At 60.0% G+C, this 14,917-nt stretch carries 18 protein-coding genes; 12 read left to right on the top strand and 6 right to left on the bottom strand.

From position 1 onward, the window contains the following. Positions 1 to 32: 32 nt before the first annotated feature. The gene (locus D109_RS1000000132445; RefSeq protein WP_017475266.1) at positions 33 to 194 is read right to left on the bottom strand and encodes a DUF2986 domain-containing protein; all 162 of its coding nucleotides are present in this window, start codon (positions 192 to 194) and stop codon (positions 33 to 35) included. A 145-nt stretch (positions 195 to 339) separates the two neighbouring features. Here D109_RS1000000132445 and D109_RS0101185 point away from each other — a divergent pair, with 145 nt between their 5' ends. The 3 genes from D109_RS0101185 to D109_RS0101195 all read left to right on the top strand — a co-directional run bounded on the left by D109_RS0101185 (position 340) and on the right by D109_RS0101195 (position 2,285). After that, on the top strand, positions 340 to 966 hold the full coding sequence (locus D109_RS0101185; protein ID WP_017475267.1) for a glutathione S-transferase family protein: 627 nt from the start codon (positions 340 to 342) through the stop codon (positions 964 to 966). 95 nt (positions 967 to 1,061) lie between these two features. Then, positions 1,062 to 1,688 (top strand): LysE family translocator, encoded by a 627-nt coding sequence (locus D109_RS0101190; RefSeq protein WP_017475268.1) that lies wholly within the window; start codon positions 1,062 to 1,064, stop codon positions 1,686 to 1,688. 15 nt (positions 1,689 to 1,703) lie between these two features. Then, the gene (locus D109_RS0101195; protein WP_017475269.1) at positions 1,704 to 2,285 is read left to right on the top strand and encodes an adenylate kinase; all 582 of its coding nucleotides are present in this window, start codon (positions 1,704 to 1,706) and stop codon (positions 2,283 to 2,285) included. A gap of 134 nt (positions 2,286 to 2,419) precedes the next feature. Here D109_RS0101195 and D109_RS0101200 read toward each other — a convergent pair whose 3' ends face one another. Continuing rightward, positions 2,420 to 3,154: an SDR family oxidoreductase gene (locus D109_RS0101200; protein ID WP_017475270.1), complete on the bottom strand. Its 735-nt coding sequence runs from the start codon at positions 3,152 to 3,154 to the stop codon at positions 2,420 to 2,422. 348 nt (positions 3,155 to 3,502) lie between these two features. On the opposite strand from D109_RS0101200, the gene D109_RS0101205 reads away from it, so the two are divergent. Beyond that, positions 3,503 to 4,420, top strand: coding sequence for an AraC family transcriptional regulator (locus tag D109_RS0101205; RefSeq protein WP_017475271.1), 918 nt, complete (start codon positions 3,503 to 3,505; stop codon positions 4,418 to 4,420). Positions 4,421 to 4,469: 49 nt separating this feature from the next. On the opposite strand, the gene D109_RS0101210 is transcribed toward D109_RS0101205, so the two are convergent. Continuing rightward, positions 4,470 to 4,922: a helix-turn-helix domain-containing protein gene (locus tag D109_RS0101210; RefSeq protein ID WP_026077702.1), complete on the bottom strand. Its 453-nt coding sequence runs from the start codon at positions 4,920 to 4,922 to the stop codon at positions 4,470 to 4,472. Positions 4,923 to 5,063: 141 nt separating this feature from the next. Between D109_RS0101210 and D109_RS0101215 the strand changes: the two genes are divergently transcribed. The 3 genes from D109_RS0101215 (at position 5,064) to D109_RS0101225 (ending at position 8,311) form a co-directional block, all read left to right on the top strand. After that, the gene (locus D109_RS0101215; protein WP_017475273.1) at positions 5,064 to 6,014 is read left to right on the top strand and encodes an SDR family oxidoreductase; all 951 of its coding nucleotides are present in this window, start codon (positions 5,064 to 5,066) and stop codon (positions 6,012 to 6,014) included. Then, entirely contained in the window at positions 6,011 to 6,631 is a 621-nt protein-coding gene (locus D109_RS0101220) for an NADPH-dependent F420 reductase (RefSeq protein WP_017475274.1), read from the top strand. The genes D109_RS0101215 and D109_RS0101220 overlap by 4 nt, the downstream gene beginning before the upstream one ends. 183 nt (positions 6,632 to 6,814) lie before the next feature. Continuing rightward, positions 6,815 to 8,311, top strand: coding sequence for a methyl-accepting chemotaxis protein (locus D109_RS0101225; RefSeq protein ID WP_017475275.1), 1,497 nt, complete (start codon positions 6,815 to 6,817; stop codon positions 8,309 to 8,311). A gap of 14 nt (positions 8,312 to 8,325) precedes the next feature. Here the strand turns inward: D109_RS0101225 and D109_RS0101230 are convergent, their stop codons facing one another. Together D109_RS0101230 and D109_RS1000000134505 are read right to left on the bottom strand one after the other, a co-directional pair. After that, a complete protein-coding gene (locus D109_RS0101230) occupies positions 8,326 to 9,189 on the bottom strand; it encodes a sensor domain-containing diguanylate cyclase (RefSeq protein ID WP_017475276.1) in 864 nt (287 codons plus the stop codon). A gap of 67 nt (positions 9,190 to 9,256) precedes the next feature. Beyond that, positions 9,257 to 9,394 carry a hypothetical protein gene (locus tag D109_RS1000000134505; protein ID WP_177325494.1) on the bottom strand — a complete coding sequence of 46 codons (138 nt, stop codon included), beginning with the start codon at positions 9,392 to 9,394 and terminating at the stop codon, positions 9,257 to 9,259. A 93-nt stretch (positions 9,395 to 9,487) separates the two neighbouring features. On the opposite strand from D109_RS1000000134505, the gene D109_RS0101235 reads away from it, so the two are divergent. Beyond that, complete coding sequence (locus D109_RS0101235; protein WP_017475277.1) at positions 9,488 to 10,069, top strand: helix-turn-helix domain-containing protein; 582 nt, start codon at positions 9,488 to 9,490, stop codon at positions 10,067 to 10,069. Between the two features lie 18 nt (positions 10,070 to 10,087). Here D109_RS0101235 and D109_RS0101240 read toward each other — a convergent pair whose 3' ends face one another. Beyond that, positions 10,088 to 10,696, bottom strand: coding sequence for a LysE family translocator (locus D109_RS0101240; protein ID WP_017475278.1), 609 nt, complete (start codon positions 10,694 to 10,696; stop codon positions 10,088 to 10,090). Positions 10,697 to 10,808: 112 nt separating this feature from the next. On the opposite strand from D109_RS0101240, the gene D109_RS0101245 reads away from it, so the two are divergent. From D109_RS0101245 to D109_RS0101260, 4 genes are all read left to right on the top strand, one after another. Then, positions 10,809 to 11,672, top strand: a complete 864-nt coding sequence (locus D109_RS0101245) for a LysR family transcriptional regulator (RefSeq protein WP_017475279.1) — start codon at positions 10,809 to 10,811, stop codon at positions 11,670 to 11,672. Between the two features lie 295 nt (positions 11,673 to 11,967). Next, a complete protein-coding gene (locus D109_RS0101250) occupies positions 11,968 to 13,194 on the top strand; it encodes an MFS transporter (protein ID WP_017475280.1) in 1,227 nt (408 codons plus the stop codon). A 359-nt stretch (positions 13,195 to 13,553) separates the two neighbouring features. Then, on the top strand, positions 13,554 to 13,883 hold the full coding sequence (locus D109_RS0101255) for a DUF6124 family protein (RefSeq protein WP_026077703.1): 330 nt from the start codon (positions 13,554 to 13,556) through the stop codon (positions 13,881 to 13,883). Between the two features lie 277 nt (positions 13,884 to 14,160). Further along, entirely contained in the window at positions 14,161 to 14,646 is a 486-nt protein-coding gene (locus D109_RS0101260) for a hypothetical protein (protein ID WP_017475282.1), read from the top strand. Positions 14,647 to 14,917 lie beyond the last annotated feature (271 nt).

Here is a 14,917-nt window from a genome sequence, read left to right on the forward strand (position 1 = left end):
TTCCCTATCGAATGATGCTCAGGCCTTCTGGATCACCCCTCAGAAGAAACAGCTGGCTCATCAGCGGATTCAGCAGCCAGTTTCAATCGGTCTGCTTTACTGATGTACTTGTCCTTGCGGGCGGGTGCCAATTTGGCGCTGGCCTTTTTGGCCTTGGCCTTGAACAGCTGTTGCAGTTTCTTTTGACGATTCATGTGGTTTATCCGGTTTGTAATCAGTGCTTGCCGCGGTGATTATCCATCTTTCATGCCTTTATCGAAGCACAATTAATTCACGGCACTCCACAGCGCCACAGTGGTCTGTCCCTATACGCCCCTATTCTCGCCCAGCGGAGCCACCATGATCATTGTCCACCACCTCAACAACTCCCGTTCGCAACGCATCCTGTGGCTGCTCGAAGAACTCGGCCTGCCCTACGAGCTCAAGCGCTACCAGCGCGACCCGAAAACCAACCTCGCGCCACCGGAACTCAAGGCCATCAATGCCCTGGGCAAATCGCCGGTGATTGAAGACGGTGCACAGGTGGTGATCGAGTCCGGCGCCATCATCGACTACCTGATTCGCCGTCACGGCCACGGCCGCCTGCAACCCGATCCTGCCACGGCCACCTATGACGAATACGTGCAATGGCTGCACTTCGCCGAAGGGTCGGCCATGCTGCCGCTGATGCTTAACCTGTACGTCGGGCGCCTGGGTGATGCGGGTGCGCCCTTGCATCCGCGTATCGAATCCGAGGTCGCGAACTACCTGGGTTACCTGGATAACGCGCTGGGGCAAACGCCCTACCTGGTGGGCGACGAATTGACCGGCGCGGATATCCAGATGAGCTTCATCGGCGAAATCGCCAGGGCCCAGGGCAAGTTGCAGGCGTACCCGAATGTGGCGGCGTGGGTGCAACGCTTTCAGGCAAGACCCGCGTATCAAAAGGCCCTGGAACAGGGTGGCGAATACGCGTTCGCGAAGTAAAAGGCCAGGCGGTTCCGGCGGGTGCCCATCTGTATTGCGTTAATCCCCGGGATAAGGATTACTGTAGGACGCATCCGGCTTTGAGATAACACAGCATGTTCGAACTCGCCCCCATCCTGACGTATGTCGCCGTGGTCATCGGCCTTTTCCTGATCCCAGGCCCAGCCGTGCTATTGGTGATCACCCGCACCCTCCAGGGTGGCCGCAAGGTCGGCATTGCCACCGGACTGGGCGTGGCCTCGGGCGACCTTATCCATACGCTGTGTGCGGCGTTGGGCCTGTCTGCCATCCTGATGACCTCGGCCGTGGCGTTTAACGTGGTCAAAATCGTCGGCGCCTGTTACCTGATCTACCTGGGCATACGCGCGTTTATGGCCAAGCCTGGCGCAACCACGCGCAAAGACCTGCCCACGGTGACCTCGACCCAGGCGTATTTCCAGGCGGTGGTTGCCGAAGTGCTGAACCCGAAAACCGCGATTTTCTTCCTGGCGTTCCTGCCGCAATTCATACACCCGGAATCGGGTTCTTCCCTGGCGCAGTTCGCGGTACTGGGGTTGATCTTTTCGGGACTAAGTGCCGTGTACACCACGCTCATCTCGATCTCTATTCGTCCGTTGAGCAAATGGATGGTGGGCCTTTCAAGGCTGCGCCGCTGGGAGGGAAAGATCATCGGTACTCTGTTTATGGGGCTGGGGCTGAAAATAGCGCTTCAGCAGCGCTAAGACCGGCGGATACTCATGCGGATCTACATCACAGGCGCCTCATGTGCAGGCGTGACCACCCTGGGCCGTACCCTCGCCTCTTTGCTCAGCCTTCGCCATCTTGATGTCGATGACTTCTACTGGCTGCCCACCGATCCTCCTTTTACAACCAAGCGCCCGCCCGATGAGCGCGTGGCCCTGATTCAGCAACGCTTCGGTGATGACGGTTGGGTACTCACCGGTTCTTGTATGGGCTGGGGAGATGCACTGATCAAAGACGCCGACCTGATTGTGTTTGTCGCAACGCCTACCTCGGTTCGTCTTGAACGCTTGGCTGCACGTGAAAAGGCGCTCTTCGGAGATCGAATCGCGCCAGGTGGCGACATGTATGAGATACATGTGGCCTTCCGGAAATGGGCATCCCAGTACGACGACCCGACCTTTGCCGGACGCAACAGGGCGTGGCACGAGCGCTGGATGTCGCAGCAAACAGTACCGATTGTCAGAGTGGACGGGTTGAACAGTACTGAGGAAATGGCGGCGGATGTCATGCATGCATTGTCGCAAGGCATCGCAATAGCTCGAAACCAGGAAGTTACTGAGCCGCGAGGCAAATAGCCCAACGCGGGGCTGGGCTGTTCCAAATGCCACTTTCGCCATTAGCTGCCATTCGTGACGTGCCGCAATCGGACGAGAGCAGCCGTTCATGAACGACTGCCTGCGAACTCAAGCATGCCATCCATCCGAACGGCTCAGTGTGGGCTGGCGGTCGGACGAACCACAATCTCACTCACATCCACATCGTCGGGTTGTTCGATGGCATAGGCGAGTGCTCGCGCAATGGCGTCTGCGTTGATAGCCACACGCCGGTAGGCTTTCATTACCTCGCGGGCCTCCTCATCGGAAATCGTATCGGCCAGTTCGGACTCGACGACGCCCGGGCACACCACGGTGACCCGGATCTTGTCCGTTTCCTGTCGCAGGCCATCCGAGATTGCCCTGACTGCGAATTTGGTCGCGCAGTACACCGCAGCGGTCGGAGAGACCGCAAGACCGCCGATCGATGAAATATTGATGACCTGGCCGAACCCTTGCGCCTCCATGCCCGGCAAGACGGCGGCAATACCGTGCAGCACCCCGCGAACGTTGACATCGAGCATCTGGTTCCACTCGTTGACCTTCAACGAAGCCAAGGGAGACAAAGGCATCACGCCCGCGTTGTTGATGATCACATCGACCTTTCCATGTTGCGCCCTGGCGAACGCCACGAACGCCTGCATGGACTCCAGATCCGTAACGTCCAGTGCACTGGCGCTCGCCGAGCCGCCTTCGGCCTGGATCTCGCGCACCAGTTTGTCCAGCCGCTCGGTACGGCGGGCACCGAGTACCACCCGTGCGCCTTTGGCGGCGATCAGCCTGGCCGCCGCTTCGCCAATACCACTGCTCGCACCGGTAATCAGGACGACTTTGTTTTGAATGTTCGACATATCCGTAGCTCCTGCTGTAGGCATTGAAGTTCAGCATCGACCGCCGATGGCGCGGACGTTGCTGCGGGGTACGTCGAAAAGATTAAGGGTACGGGCCTGGTCGACGCGTGCCAAAACCTGCGCAACTTTTGCCTATTCGTGTCTGTGCACCTCTCCAGCACCCGGTGCATGCGCGAACCCTGCGCACGCAAATTTTCGGCAAGATCGTTACACCGCCCTGTGGGGCACCGCTGATGGATTCATCCGTCACACGCTTCTGGCGACTGGGCGTTACGACGGGCTCGTGGTAAAAACAAGAGTGCCTGGACCCCCAGGCAGACGCTCATGAATACGTGTGAGAGCCTTGAAATGGAACAGCACGATGCTTTCATCCTTCAAAACACAGCCATCTACCGTCATGAACTGGTTCGCCTGCTGACGCAACGGTTTACGGCGCCCGGGGTCTATGAGACCGCGATAGCGCCCCTGCAGGTCATTCGCCTGGACGCGCCCTCGGAAATTATCCATACCGTCCATAAGCCGGCACTTTGCCTGATCGTGCAGGGGCAAAAAGAAGTCGGCCTGGGTGACGACCGTTATCTGTACGACCCGCTCAATTACCTGGTGGTATCGGTGACACTTCCGGTTTCCGGTCGCGTGTTGATGGCCAGTCCGGAGGCGCCCTACCTGTGTATCCGTTTTGATTTCGAGGCCACGGAAATCGCTCAGGTCATCGCCGATGCTCCCCCAACGGGCGTGCCGGATGAGCCGGAGCTTGGCCTTTTCCTTGAAAAAGTCGACGTGCCGCTGCTGGAAACAATGCTTCGCCTGGTACGGCTGCTGGAGACGCCGAAGGACATCGGCATGCTGGCTCCGCTCGCCCTGCGAGAGCTGTATTACCGCCTCCTGCGGGGCGTGCACGGACGCCGCCTGTATGAGCTCGCCCTCGGTGATTCGCAAACGCGTCGGGTCACCCGGGCAATCGATTGGTTGAATAACCATTACACCCACCCCTTACGCATCGAAGAACTCGCCCGGGTAGCCAATTTGGGCAGCTCTACGTTGCATCATCGCTTTAAGGCGGTGACAGCCATGAGTCCGTTGCAGTATCAGAAACAACTCCGTCTGCAAGAAGCCCGCCGTCTGATGCTCGTCGAAGGCCTGGATGTGGCGAGTGCCTGCTATCGAGTGGGCTACGAAAGCCCATCGCAATTCAGCCGAGAGTACAGTCGCCAGTTTGGGTGTCCGCCCTCCAGAGACACCAACCGAGTTTGCCGCCCTGCGTGAAAGTCTGACAGGCTGCCTGCGGCTGCGACGATACCCGCTCGCAGCCGGCTCATTCGTTAGCCGCTGGAAAGATGCATCCGCCCCCACGCAATAGCGCTTTCACCTCTTCGATCACCTGTGCGGGGCTTTGGCTCAACTGCTCAAAGAGCGTTGAGTCCGGACGCACGTACGATTGCGAATCGTGCTTCGCGCTCCACAAGACGATGTTCAGCAGGATCGGAATGAGGTCTATGCCTTTCTCCGTCAACCCATAAAAATCCTTGCGCCGGTCATCAGGGTTGGGCGCCTTCGAGAGAATTCCCTGCTCCTCAAGAAAGGCAAGGCGAGAAGCCAGGACGTTGGTTGCGATTCCCTCTTCCGATTTAAGGAATTGGCCGTAGGTCTTTTTCCCAGTAAAGACGATGTCGCGGATGATCAGCAGCGACCACCGATCGCCAAATACCTCCACGCCGTAATTCACTGCGCAGTGAGACCGAAAGGTCTCTTTTCGTGTCGTTTTCATGGCCGAACTTTAGCATCACTTGCACATCACAAGTAAAATTTCAGCATTTCACTTGCTTTATACAAGTGAAAAGCCCAGCATGATTTCCACACCTGATGCAGTCGCCGAATCGTTCGGCGCTCTGCCCATGAGAGAACGCATATGCACGTTTTTGTTACCGGCGGCACCGGCCATTCCGGTCCGTACGTCATCTCCGACCTTATCGCCGCCGGCCATGAGGTCACTGCCTTGGCTCGATCCGACAAGGCCGCGGCGCAGGTCGCGGCGCTCGGCGCCAAGGTGCGTCGCGGCAATCTCGAGGACCTCGACGGGCTCAAGGAGGCGGCCGCTGCCTCGGACGGCGTGATTCACCTCGCGCACCGGCAGGACCTGATTCCAACCGGCGGGATCAACGCCGTTGCGGCCGCGGAGCTTGAGATCATGCTCGCCTATGGCGAAGCACTGGCCGGAAGCGCGAAGCCGTTGGTCGTGTCTGGAAGCGTCGGCTCACCCGGGTGGGCGGGCCTGGGCCGGCCGGCCACCGAGGAGGATCCGCCCCTTCCCGGCGGCGATCCGTACAAGAACCCCCTGCGGGTTCGGAACATCGTGGAAACCACGGTGATCGGTCTGGCCGAAAAAGGCATACGGTCTTCGATCGTGCGGATCCCTGAGATCATGCACAGCGCCACCGATAACGCGGGCTTCCTTCCGTTGTTGATCGGGCTGGCCAAGGAAAAGGGGGTCGTCGGTTACCCCGCAGACGGTGCCAACCGTTGGGGGGCCGTACACGCACGTGACCTCGCCACTGTGTTTCGCCTGGCGCTGGAAAAAGGCGCACCGGGCAGAAGCTGGCATGCAATCGCCGAGGTGGCTATCCCCTACCGTCAGATCGCCGAAGCCATTGCCAGCCGGTTGAACCTGCCGGCCGTGTCTATTCCCGCAGACGTGCTGATGTTGCCTGGCTACTTCGGGTTCTTTGCGAATCTGGTCACGCTGGACACCCCGACATCGAACGCCATCACGCGTCAGGTGCTTGGCTGGGAACCGACCCAACCCGGACTCTTCGCCGATCTCGATAGCGGTCATTACTTCCCGGCCGGAGACCGCACATGAGCACTATCAGCATCATCGGTTCGGGAGGCATGGCCACGGCGATCGCCGGTCGGATCGCCAAGTCCGGACACACCGTCGAGGTGGTCAGCCGCGATCCCGCCAAGGCACGGGCGCTTGCCGACAAGCTCGCTTGCGGAGCGATCACGGGGACTTACGGCGCCATTCCGGCGGGCGACATCGTCATTCTCGCCGTACCCTACACCCATGCGGTGGCGGTCCTGGCCGACTTCGGGAAAGCGCTCGACGGCAAGGTGATCATCGACATCACCAACCCGGTCGGTCCCGATCTTACTGGCCTTGTTACCCCCCAAGGCAGTTCCGGCGCGCAGGAAATCGCCAAGCTCGCCCCGGCCAGCGCGCAGGTCGTCAAGGCGTTCAATACCCTTTTCGGTCACGTACTGGCCAAGGATAAACGCCTCGATGCGTTCATCGCGGCGGACGATGCAGACGCCAAGGCGCGCGTCTCGACCTTCCTCGAGAGTCTCGGGCTGCGTCCGCTGGATGTCGGCGACCTGCAGATGGCCCAGTCGCTCGAGTGGCTCGGCCTGATGATGATCGGTCTGGCTAAAAACGGTGCCGGCACCTGGGACATATCCATGAAGGTCGATATCGGCTGAATCTGTTGTCCGATAAGTACCGCTTTTGACCGTTATCCCCTCTAAAGCGCCTCCCACCTATGCCGATAACCTCCTGGCATCAATCAATCCGAGTTCCCTTACAGCTGATTCGCTCCCCCGCATGCGCGTGTGGCACGTCGCATGCTTGCCTGATCCTGGCCAGACCACATGGAGTACGAGTGAATGCCCGCGCAAGCCCGTTTCATCGAGCACTACCGCAAAGCCGACCGCATCATGCTTGCCCTGCTCTGGCTGATGGCCCTGTTTTCCCTGGGCCTGGCGTTCTGGCACGACACGCTGCTGCAAGCGCTCATCGTCGGGGGAGGCACCAGCGTGGTGCTGACCCTGGCCTATCGCGTCATCGGCGGCACTCGCCTGATGCGCTGTGCGCTTGGCGTTGGCCTGATGATCATGGCGGCATTGCACATCAACCAGGCAGAGGGCGTCATCGAATCGCACTTCGGTATCTTTGCACTGCTGGCGGTGCTGACCTTCTACCGCGACTGGCTGCCCATCCTGGTGGCCGCCGCCACCATCGCGGTGCACCACGTGGTGTTCCATGCCTTGCAGCACCAGGGCTTCCCGGTGTTTGTGATGGAGCATCACGGCGGCTGGAGCATGATTTTCGTCCACGCGTTCTACGTGGTGATGGAGACGGTCGCCCTGCTCTATCTCGCCGTTCACAGCCAAAAAGAAGCGGTAGAAAGCCAGGAAATGCTCGAAAAGATGCTCGCCGTCACCACCCGGTTCAGCGGTGAGGCCGCCAAGGGCAACCCGGAAAAAGTCCACGTTTCACTCGCCACCCGTTTCGACCACTTTCTGACCCAGCTCACCGGCCTGATCGACGGCGTCGCCCGCGACTCCCACGGCCTCGGCCAACTCGGCCAGGAACTGGGCCGCGCCAGCGACACCCTGGAAAAAGGTGCGCGCCATCAACTGGCGGAAATCGCGCAAATGACCGATTCCATGCAGCGCATGGAAGACGCCATGGGCCACATCGCCGTGCACGTCGAACAGGCCGTCGACCACGCGGGTCAAGCCAGCCAGCAAATCATCCGTGGCCAGGAAAGCGTCGGTCGGGCCCAGCAGGAAATCACCCAGCTCGCCACCCGCCTCCACGACACCAACGAGACGGTCGAAGGGCTGGCCGTGCAAGCTGAACAGATCGGCTCGGTGCTGGAAGTCATCAACAGCATCGCCAACCAGACCAACCTGCTGGCCCTCAACGCCGCCATCGAAGCCGCCCGCGCCGGCGAGCAAGGACGAGGGTTTGCCGTGGTGGCCGATGAGGTACGCAGCCTGGCGCAGCGCACGGCGGTGTCGACCCAGGAGATCAAGACCATTATTGAAGGCTTGCAACACGGCAGCCGGCAAGCGGTTGAAGCCATGCACGATAGCCGCCAAGGGGTGGAACGCTGCGTGGAAGACAGCCAGCTGGCGGTGGAGATGCTGCGGGCGGTGGGCAATGATATTTCGCAGATTGATCAGCTCAATGGGCGGATTGTGTCGACCACCCGGGAGCAATCCACGGCGAATGTCGAGATTGTGGGACGGCTGCAATCAGTGCAGAGCATTGCGCAGAACACGGCCCAGGATGTGGAGACGCTGGCCAGGAGCAGTGAGCGCTTGCCGCCGATTGCAGTGCGGCTGGATGCGCTGGGGCGCAGGTTTCATCAGTAGAGGCCTGACTCAGGTCACTCACCTGCAAACCGATTTCTTTTTACCCGGTACATCTCGCCGTCCGCATGGCTGAGCAGCGTGTCGGCGTCTTTCCCGTCCGCGGGATAAAACGCCACGCCAATACTGCAGGACGGCATTTTCACCGCGCCAAACTCAGCGCTCAGCGGCTCGGCCATGACGGCGAGTATCTGCGCGACTTTTGCGGAAACGGCGTCTTCCGACTGGATGTCCGTCAGCAGCACCGTAAACTCATCGCCGCCCATTCGGGCCACCAGGTCGCTGCCACGCACACAGCCTTCCAGCCGCCTTGCAATCACGCAGAGCACGCGGTCGCCCATGGAATGGCCATGCACATCGTTGATGCACTTGAAGTCATTGACGTCCAGAAACAGCAGCGCCAGCTTGCTGTTGTGTCGCTGGGCCGCTTGCAGGGCCGTGTCCAGTCGATCATTGAACAGCGATCGATTGGTGAGGGCCGTCAGCGGGTCATGATGGGCAAGGAAACGTAGCTCTTCTTCGGCTTGTGTCAGGGCCGTGATGTCCCGCGCGACACCAATCCGCGCGCCCACCTCTTCAGACCAGAAAGCCGCCCACAAAATCTGCACCACGCTGCCATCCTTGCGGATATAACGGTTGCGGAAGTCGACGTGAGGTTTGCCATTCATGACCCGGACAATGGAAGCGCGGGTGCGTGCCAGGTCTTCGGGGTGCATATAGTCGGTGATCAGGGTGCCGGTCAGTTCGTCGGCGCGGTAACCGAGCAGCGCTTCGCAGGCATCACTCACAAAAACTATCTGGTTTTCACTGTCGACCACGAACACGGTATCCAGCATCAAGTGGATCAGTTTGGGATAGAGGGCTTGCAGGTCAACGGGCATAGGTCATGGAGCGTCTGGTTCATATGAGTCCGATCATAGCCCGATCACCATGGATGGCAAAAAGGAATCATAACGGCCCGCAAAATAGCCCCAGGCAATGTTGTTCGAGCAGATGCGTCGCCACCAGCAGGCTGCGCCACCCTTCGAGGTCGTAGGACAGCGCCCGCCAGAGCAGCCACGGCCAATAGCAGACAAACCAGATCATTCGGCGACTCGGATTTTATAATGAACGAATGATTGGTATGCTGAACAATGAACACCAAAGCGTCAACCTGATTTTGGATGATTTAGAGAACAAATGACCGACATAGCGAACAACCCATTCAGCAGTAATCCAAGCCGAATCGACCTCCTGGCCCTGTCGATCAAACGCGAACGCCAGTCAGCCGGGCTTTCATTGACCGAATTGGCGAAACGCGCCGGGGTGGCTAAGTCGACCTTGTCGCAACTGGAGTCCGGGATCGGTAACCCCAGCATTGAAACCCTATGGTCGCTGGCCACCGCGATGGGGCTACAGGTGACGCGGTTCTTCGAACAACCCCAGCAGCGCCTGCGGGTGATTCGTGCCAACGAAGGTCTGACCACCTATGCCGAAACCGCTCACTACGCGGCAACACTGCTTGCGGATTGCCCGGCAGGCATACGGCGCGACATCTACCGCCTCAAGGTCCAGCCCGGTGAGGTGCGCCTGTCCCAGCCCCACCCTTCCGGCACCGTCGAGCACGTGGTGCTATGCAGCGGCAGCGCGAACATCGGCCCGGCCGGTGAGCCGGTGCTGCTGCAGGCCGGCGACTACATCAGCTACCTGGCGAATGCGCCGCATGTGTTTGAGGCACTTGAGGCGGATACCACGGCGGTGATGGTCATCGAGCACCCTTGATGGGGTGGGCATGTGCCCTCAGGCATGGATAGGCAGGGCCAACCCGAACAGTACGAAGAACCCGCCACAGACTTTATTGAACCGGCGCCCGGTTCGAGCCAGCCAAGGCCGGACCCGGTGCGCAGCGCTCGCCACCAGGTATTCAACGATGAACTCCACCACGGCGTAGGTCAGCGCGATGGTGATCGTCTGCGCGATGATGCTGCGGTGGGAATCCAGGAAAGGTGGAATAAACGCCGTAAACAGCAGCAAGGCCTTGGGGTTTGAAATCGCCGACACCAGCCCCTGACGGAACAGCGACCAGCTCCGCGAGCTGGTCGCGCCGGTCGCCTCAAGGCTGACCGGTGCCGCCCGCCACAGCCCGAAGCCCAGCCAGATCAGGTACAGCCCACCGGCCACCTTCAACGCAAAAAACCAACTGGCCGACGCCTGGATCAGCGCCCCCAACCCCAACGCGCAAAGCGACAGCACGATGGCAAAACCGAGCACGCCACCGGTGATGGTGAACAGCGTCTTCCGATTGCCGTGAAGCGCGCCATGGGTCAGCGCCAACAACGCATTGGGCCCCGGCACCACCGCGATGCCGAAGCAGGTAGCCAGGTAAAGCAGCCAGGTATCAAAGGGCATGATCCGATCCAGTAGGTGTGAGCCAGGCCAGAATCTTGCGGGTGAACAAACAGTCATGAAAAGCGCATAATTCACGTCACAGCCATTCGATTAACGAATAGAGGTAAGCGCAATGCCGGCCAGTGACTTGCAACTCGATTGGCTCAAATGCTTTGTGGCCGTGGTGGATGCCGGCTCCTTGTCGGGCGCCGCCCATGAGGTCAACCGCTCGCAGTCCGCCGTCAGCATGCAGATGAAAAAACTCGAGGCCGCCCTTGGACGACAGTTGTTGAGCCGAGGCCCCCGGCACCTGCAACTGACCGCCGACGGCCAGACACTGCTGGGCTACGCCCGCCGCATGCTCGCCCTGCACGCTGAAACCCAGGCGGCGTTCCACGGCGAAGAGCTGACCGGGCGCATCCGCCTTGGCGTTGCGGAAGACTACGCGGCCAGGTACCTCACACCGCTGCTCAAGCGTTACTCCCCGCGCTACGCCGGGGTGGAAATCGAACTGACCTGTGAACAGTCGACCACCCTGATCCCACAATTGCGCAGCGGCGACCTTGACCTGGCGCTGGTATCCAGAGACTCGCCCCAAAGCGGCACATTTCTGTTCAAGGAACCCATGGTCTGGGTCGGCTCACCCCAATTCGAGCTGTGGCGACGCGACCCGCTCCCCATCGCCGTTTACGAAAGCGCAAGCCTGGCGCGGCGGTATGCGGTGAACTCACTGACCCAACAGGGCCGCGAATTCAAGGTGGTCTACAACAGCTCCAGCCTTGCCGGCCAGGTGGCCGCCGTCGAGGGCGGGCTCGCGATTGCCGCGATCACCCAGTGCACCGTGCAGCCATCGCTGCAGGTCTTGGGTGAGGAGCACGGTTTGGCAGCCATCGAACCCATGGACGTTTCGATTTTGCGCAGCCGGGCCTCTCGCAGCTCCAAAGCGGTGAACAGCCTGCATGCGTTTATCATCCGGGCGCTCAGGGTTCAGCCTTAATGGAGAGAGCATTACGCTAAACCCACGCCTGAACACCACCGCGTGTGGGTCACCCAACAACCTGTGGCGAGGGAGCTTGCTCCCGTCTGACTGCGCAGCAGTCCCCTCACTGGCCCACTGGGAACTCGCGGTCGACACAGAAGCGACCGCTCTACTCAGGCCGTCTTATCAACGAGACTGATGATTACTATCGAACCGGTCGCCTATTGCCTTGCCGAAACCCATTCCTATAATCGCTTCCACTTTCCCCCTCCCGTCTGTCCTCAGGCGAAATATCCTCCCGGAACCCGACACCATGCCAAGCGCAAGCCGGGCCCCTAGCGGCCTCCCCGAACATAATCAACAAACCGTCCTGCAACAGTGGCTGGCGATTCTCTCGGTTGCCGTGGGCGCCTTCGCCCTGGTCACCAGCGAATTCCTGCCAGTAGGCGTACTCAACGACGTCGCCGCCGACCTCGGTATCAGCGCCGGCCACGCCGGCCTGATGGTCACCCTGCCCGGCATCATGGCCGCCCTCGCCGCCCCGCTGCTGTCGGTGGGCATTGGCGCCATGGACCGCCGCTACCTGCTGATCGGCCTGACCCTGATCATGATCATCGCCAACATGGTGGTGGCCTACGCCAGCGACTTCAGCCTGCTGCTGTTCGGCCGCGTATTGCTGGGCATCAGCATCGGCGGCTTCTGGGCCACGGCCATCGCCCTCAGCGGCCGCCTGGCGCCCAAGGGCGTCGGCGTAGCGAAGGCCACCTCGATCATCATGATGGGCGTGACCCTGGCCACCGTCCTCGGCGTGCCCGTCGGCACCTGGCTGAGCGGCCTGATGGGCTGGCGCATGACCTTCCTCGTCACCGCACTGGTGGGCATCCCGGTACTGCTGGCGCAGATGTTCCTGCTGCCGCGCCTCGAACCGGAAAAAGCTATCCGCATCAGCGACCTGCCGGCCCTGTTCATCAACCCACAAGCCCGGGTTGGCTTGATCGCCGTGCTGCTGATCGGCCTGGCGCACTTTGCCGCCTACACCTACGTCGCGCCGTTCTTCAAAAACAGCTCCGGCTTCGACGGCCCGACCATTGGCTCGCTGCTGCTGCTCTACGGCGTGGCCGGCGTAATGGGCAACGTCTTCGCCGGCTTCGCCGCCAACCGCAGCGTGCGCCACACCCTGCTGCTTGTCGCACTGATGATCGGCACCAGCACCGCCCTGTTCCCCTACTTCGCCACCGGCATGAGCGGCGCCGTGATGCTGATCGCCCTGTGGGGCTTCGCCTTCGGTGCCTTCCCGGCGTGCGCGAGTATCTGGATGTTTGTGGTTGCGCCCAAGGATGTTGAGCGTGGCATGCCGCTGTTCGTCGCGTTGTTCCAGGTGATCATTGCCGTGGGCTCGTTCTTTGGCGGGCAGATCGTCGACAAGATGGGGACGTCGGTGCTGTTGAGTTTGGCGACCGCGTTGGTGGGCGCTGGGTTTGTGACGGTGCTGGTGCTGGGGCGCAAGGTGAGTAATAGCTTGGCGGCCCAACCGGCCTGAGAAAGAAAAACGGGACTGATGGATTTCAGTCCCGTGGCTTGAGGCAGTGAGCACGGCGCCTTGCTCCATTGCCTACAGTTGCGTCAGAATCCGCCGGCTTGTGCACCTGGGTGGGCGTCTCTAAGGTTGCTCGGTCGCTGAAAACTCAGTGATCGGGTTTAGTAGCCCTGGATTATCCGAGCAATGTGCATGAGCTTCATCGATCAGACGTCTCTGTCTGTGCTTGATGGTGGCTGTGCGCAGGGCGCCTTCGGGCGCGCCGGTCTTTGTTTGGATTCCCGGTCTACTAACCTGTGCACAGCTGCCACCCCATTCGTTTAGTAGCGAGAAGGTGGCGGCCCACATAGAGAATCCAAACAATGTTCAAGGTAACGCCGAATCCTCCGGGAACTCCCGATTTGAAACTCAACCAAGCCGCGCAACGCGCCTTGGATCACTATCTCAATCCCTCCTCCGCCAAGACCGCCCCGCCGTCGGGTGTGCTGTTCAGTGTGGCAGCTGATGCCAGCAGTGAAAGTTTGATCACCAATAGCTATGAAACCTTTACCTCGGTCAGCGCGTTGCTGCTTGATCTCTCGGAAGAGCTGAGCGGGAAAGACCGTGATGTGGCGTTGACGATTCACCAGCTCAGTGAGCTGGGAGTGCTGTTGATGGGCAAGCTGATGGATCGGGAGGTGCCTTGTAGCTGAAATCAGACGTAGTCCGATAGCACTTACCGCTCAGCACACGCAATCGATTAGCCGCTGGGGCGTTGTAGGCATCTACAGCGTCTCAGCGACGGCACATGCCGGGGCGCCGCCTTTAACTAAGTAAGTCGCCGCTCTAGCGATGCTGAATGACGGCTTTCGACCCAAAGCTGCCGGTCAGATCCCGTGGATGTCGGACAAATAGCCCAAACGCCTATGCATTCCCAGGCTGATATTTGAGAGGGTAAACTGAGCACCTTTCCATCTGTGTGGTACCGATATGGACATCAATCTACTGACCGAATCCATGCTTGGCCACTGGCGTGCTCCCTCGGGTGTCTGGCAATGCGAATTCCAGTTCGGCAGCCGATTGATTTACGTCCAGCACCACAATGACGAGCCACCTTACGCCAGGCTCGCCGCTGCGCAACGCGCGGTCAAGGCTACGTGGGATGATTTGCCCCAGGCACTGACGTTTGCCGAACAGCACTGTAAAGCACAGATGCCCGAACTGATGCGGTTGTACGAAACCCACATGCCGTGGGAATCTCCGTTGTTCGTGTATTCGATCCACTTCGATCTCGACAAACCTTACCCTAGCTATACCATTTCCAAGAACCCTGACTTCGATTGGGATCGCATCCTGATCGACGAAGATGAACTGTGCCAGGAACATAGTGTTTGCATGGAGCAATATGAGCCAAAGGATAACTTTTGGGTTTACGTCAGGCGCGTGGGGTTTCAGCAATTCGAGCTTGGGGATTAGCTTGGCGATCAACTATGTATACCCCCCCAGCCCCTGAATCACCGCTGATTAAGTAGACACTGGAGAGCGTCCGCTTCTGGCCGTTTACTGCCCATTGCGAAAGGCAGCAATCGGATTTCTGCCCCGCGATAAGCCTCAATCGAGCCACTGCGCGGTTCTATACCATCAGAACCCCAAGCATTTTCTCCTCGTTTATCCAGCCGTGGCGACTGACTCGGTTTCACGAAAAACAGTTCATAGCCCTGAAGCAACAACGTGCGTCGCTCTGCCT

It is taken from the genome of Pseudomonas sp. PAMC 26793 (assembly GCF_000313235.1).
GTDB lineage: Bacteria > Pseudomonadota > Gammaproteobacteria > Pseudomonadales > Pseudomonadaceae > Aquipseudomonas > Aquipseudomonas yamanorum.

Excerpts from the sequence above, each read along its gene's own strand:
- D109_RS0101240 (WP_017475278.1), bottom strand. The coding sequence starts at position 10,696 with ATGCCCTTTGATACCTGGCTGCTTTACCTGGCTACCTGCTTCGGCATC.
- D109_RS0101250 (WP_017475280.1), top strand. The coding sequence starts at position 11,968 with ATGCCAAGCGCAAGCCGGGCCCCTAGCGGCCTCCCCGAACATAATCAA.
- D109_RS0101220 (WP_017475274.1), top strand. The coding sequence starts at position 6,011 with ATGAGCACTATCAGCATCATCGGTTCGGGAGGCATGGCCACGGCGATC.
- D109_RS0101230 (WP_017475276.1), bottom strand. The coding sequence starts at position 9,189 with ATGCCCGTTGACCTGCAAGCCCTCTATCCCAAACTGATCCACTTGATG.
- D109_RS1000000134505 (WP_177325494.1), bottom strand. The coding sequence starts at position 9,394 with ATGATCTGGTTTGTCTGCTATTGGCCGTGGCTGCTCTGGCGGGCGCTG.
- D109_RS0101200 (WP_017475270.1), bottom strand. The coding sequence starts at position 3,154 with ATGTCGAACATTCAAAACAAAGTCGTCCTGATTACCGGTGCGAGCAGT.
- D109_RS0101195 (WP_017475269.1), top strand. The coding sequence starts at position 1,704 with ATGCGGATCTACATCACAGGCGCCTCATGTGCAGGCGTGACCACCCTG.
- D109_RS0101190 (WP_017475268.1), top strand. The coding sequence starts at position 1,062 with ATGTTCGAACTCGCCCCCATCCTGACGTATGTCGCCGTGGTCATCGGC.
- D109_RS0101260 (WP_017475282.1), top strand. The coding sequence starts at position 14,161 with ATGGACATCAATCTACTGACCGAATCCATGCTTGGCCACTGGCGTGCT.
- D109_RS1000000132445 (WP_017475266.1), bottom strand. The coding sequence starts at position 194 with ATGAATCGTCAAAAGAAACTGCAACAGCTGTTCAAGGCCAAGGCCAAA.
- D109_RS0101225 (WP_017475275.1), top strand. The coding sequence starts at position 6,815 with ATGCCCGCGCAAGCCCGTTTCATCGAGCACTACCGCAAAGCCGACCGC.
- D109_RS0101215 (WP_017475273.1), top strand. The coding sequence starts at position 5,064 with ATGCACGTTTTTGTTACCGGCGGCACCGGCCATTCCGGTCCGTACGTC.
- D109_RS0101210 (WP_026077702.1), bottom strand. The coding sequence starts at position 4,922 with ATGAAAACGACACGAAAAGAGACCTTTCGGTCTCACTGCGCAGTGAAT.
- D109_RS0101245 (WP_017475279.1), top strand. The coding sequence starts at position 10,809 with ATGCCGGCCAGTGACTTGCAACTCGATTGGCTCAAATGCTTTGTGGCC.
- D109_RS0101255 (WP_026077703.1), top strand. The coding sequence starts at position 13,554 with ATGTTCAAGGTAACGCCGAATCCTCCGGGAACTCCCGATTTGAAACTC.
- D109_RS0101185 (WP_017475267.1), top strand. The coding sequence starts at position 340 with ATGATCATTGTCCACCACCTCAACAACTCCCGTTCGCAACGCATCCTG.
- D109_RS0101205 (WP_017475271.1), top strand. The coding sequence starts at position 3,503 with ATGGAACAGCACGATGCTTTCATCCTTCAAAACACAGCCATCTACCGT.
- D109_RS0101235 (WP_017475277.1), top strand. The coding sequence starts at position 9,488 with ATGACCGACATAGCGAACAACCCATTCAGCAGTAATCCAAGCCGAATC.